Genomic DNA, 2,261 nt, shown 5'->3' with positions numbered 1-2,261 from the left:
GCCTGCCCGCCGCAGTCCGCTCCGGACTGGATCCGCTCCACCGGTCTGGCCGACGACGACGGTTTTGTCGCCGTCGACAAGAAGACCCTCCGACACATCACCCACCCGGAGGTATGGTCGCTCGGTGACGCCGCCGGGACGCCGAACTCGAAGTCGGGCGCGGCGCTGCGCCAGCAGACCAAGGTCCTGGCGAAGAACCTGAAATCTGTGCTCAAGGGCAGCGAGCCAAGCCAGAAGTACAACGGTTACGGCGCCTGTCCTTTCACCGTCACCCGCTCTACAGTGGTGCTTGCCGAATTCGATGACACCCTGGCGCCCAAGCCATCTGTTCCCGGCTGGAAAGGCCTCGCCAAAGAGAAGCGCCTGACCTGGCTCGTGGAACGGTACGGGTTCATGCGGCTGTACTGGTACGCCATTTTGAAGGGCCGCGCGTAGGATATCCAGCGCAACCAGCTGCGTAACCCTGGCTCCACCACCGCACTCAGGAGAGGACCCGCATGTCTCACCAGATCACCGTCACCCGCACCTTCGCTGCACCGAGGGAACGCGTCTTCGCGGCATGGACCGACCCCGCAGACTTTGCTGTCTGGTTCGGCAGCTCGCAGGTGAACGTGCCGCTTGACTCCCTGGTGCTCGACGTCCGGCCCGGTGGCAGCTGGCGTGCAGTGATGGAGCTTCCCGACGGCAACACAATCAACTGGGAAGGCGAGTACACCGAGGTGACTCCGCCCGAGCGGCTCGCCCTGACCATGACGGACCGGCCCGGTACCGACCCCGGAGCTCCGATCCATGTCACCTTCGCCGATGTGGACGGCCGAACCCAGATGACGCTCGTGCAGGAAGCCCCCGAGTTTTCCGAGGAACAGCGCGAGCAGACGGCAGCGGGCTACCAGGCATTCTTCGACGACCTGGAAGCGCTCGTCGTCTCCTGACGGAAGCTCCTCAGCTGCGGCGGCGGCCCCGGTAAATGGCATCAGCCACGGCGAGTGTCGCGCCATCGGGGCCGCTGGTTTCCCGCGGGCGTGACTCGATCACCGCGTGCTCCCAACCCTCGCCGAGCATGTCCGCGATGTCCTTCCCTGTGAAGTAAAGGTCGGGGAGGTTGGGACGGGCTGCCTCGCTCTGCATATCCGACGGGTCATGCCCCACAATCAGCAGGGTGCCTCCGGGTGCGACGGCTTCTGCCAGGTTCCGGAACAGCGGCTCGCGCTGCACGGTCGGCAGGTGCATGTATTGTGCGGTGACCAGGTCGAACGCCTGTGCCGGCGGTTGCCACTGCGTGAAGTCGTGGTGTTCCCAGCGGACCGGCCGGGTGCCGGGTTTGCGCTGCTGCTGCTCGTGCTCCGCAGCGCGGGCCAGCGCAACGGTGGAGATGTCGACGCCGGTCACGTCCCAACCGCGTTCGGCAAGCCATAGCGCGTCCGCACCCTCCCCGCAGCCGACGTCGAGCGCGGTACCGGGAGTCAGGCCCCCGGTCTCCGCCACGAGCTGGGGATTGGGCCGACCGCTCCAGATGCGGGTCTTCTCGCCGTACCGGGCGTTCCAGAACGCTTCGTCGAACGCGCGTGGTTCGTGCTCATGGTGATGGTGGTGTGCATGCATCAGGAAACCTCCGCTCCTATCCTGCTCTCTCCGCGGGCGGGCACGGAAGAGAGAGAATCGGGAGAGGGCCGGTTCGATGAAGCACGATAGTCAGCGAGGTCCTGCTGCAGTTCCTCGGCCATGAGGTGATTGTTGATGGCAACCGCACTCATCGATCCCGAAGCAGCGGCCGGCAAGACCTGCAGCATCAGGTTTGCCACATTTCCCGCTGCCCAGACACCGTCGACCTCGGTGGCACCCATCTCGTCCACGGCGAGGTGTTCGCCGACGCCCATGGGGTGCTGAACCGGGGTCAGCCCGAGGCTGGAGAAGATGCCGGTGTTGGCCACGAACCGCGGCCCGACGGCAAGAGCCTCTAAAGACACCACGTGCCCGTCGGCGAGTTTGACGCCGCTCAGCCGCCCGCCGTCGTTATCGTTCAGGACGCGCGCTACTGCACCGTCCACCACCGTCACGCCGCGGGCAGCCAACTGCTCCCACTCTTCCTCGGTGGGCTCTACGGTGTCATTGAGGAAGAGGGTGATGTTGCTGCTCCACTGGCGGAACAGCAAGGCCTGGTGGCCCGACATGGGGCTGGTGCCGAGAATACCGATGTGTTGGTCGCGGACCTCCCAGCCGTGGCAGAAGGGGCAATGCAGCACTTCCTGACCCCATCGTTC

At 65.6% G+C, this 2,261-nt stretch carries 3 protein-coding genes and 1 pseudogene; 2 read left to right on the top strand and 2 right to left on the bottom strand.

Translation table 11 applies throughout. The annotated features are described in order from the left end of the window. Positions 1-435: pseudogene (locus tag RIF85_RS15735) on the top strand (pyridine nucleotide-disulfide oxidoreductase); the annotation flags it as partial. Between the two features lie 62 nt (positions 436-497). Continuing rightward, positions 498-932, top strand: coding sequence for an SRPBCC domain-containing protein (locus RIF85_RS15730; protein ID WP_309072838.1), 435 nt, complete (start codon positions 498-500; stop codon positions 930-932). Between the two features lie 10 nt (positions 933-942). Here the strand turns inward: RIF85_RS15730 and RIF85_RS15725 are convergent, their stop codons facing one another. Further along, positions 943-1,602: a class I SAM-dependent methyltransferase gene (locus RIF85_RS15725; RefSeq protein WP_309072837.1), complete on the bottom strand. Its 660-nt coding sequence runs from the start codon at positions 1,600-1,602 to the stop codon at positions 943-945. Further along, the coding region (locus tag RIF85_RS15720; protein ID WP_309072836.1) for an NAD(P)/FAD-dependent oxidoreductase at positions 1,602-2,261 on the bottom strand (660 nt) is incomplete at its 5' end. The genes RIF85_RS15725 and RIF85_RS15720, both read right to left, overlap by 1 nt.

Source organism: Arthrobacter sp. (assembly GCF_031179385.1).
Taxonomy (GTDB): Bacteria; Actinomycetota; Actinomycetes; order Actinomycetales; family Micrococcaceae; genus Arthrobacter_D.
The sequence above is the reverse complement of the archived record's forward strand: the minus strand, read 5'-3'. Positions and strand labels throughout refer to the sequence as shown.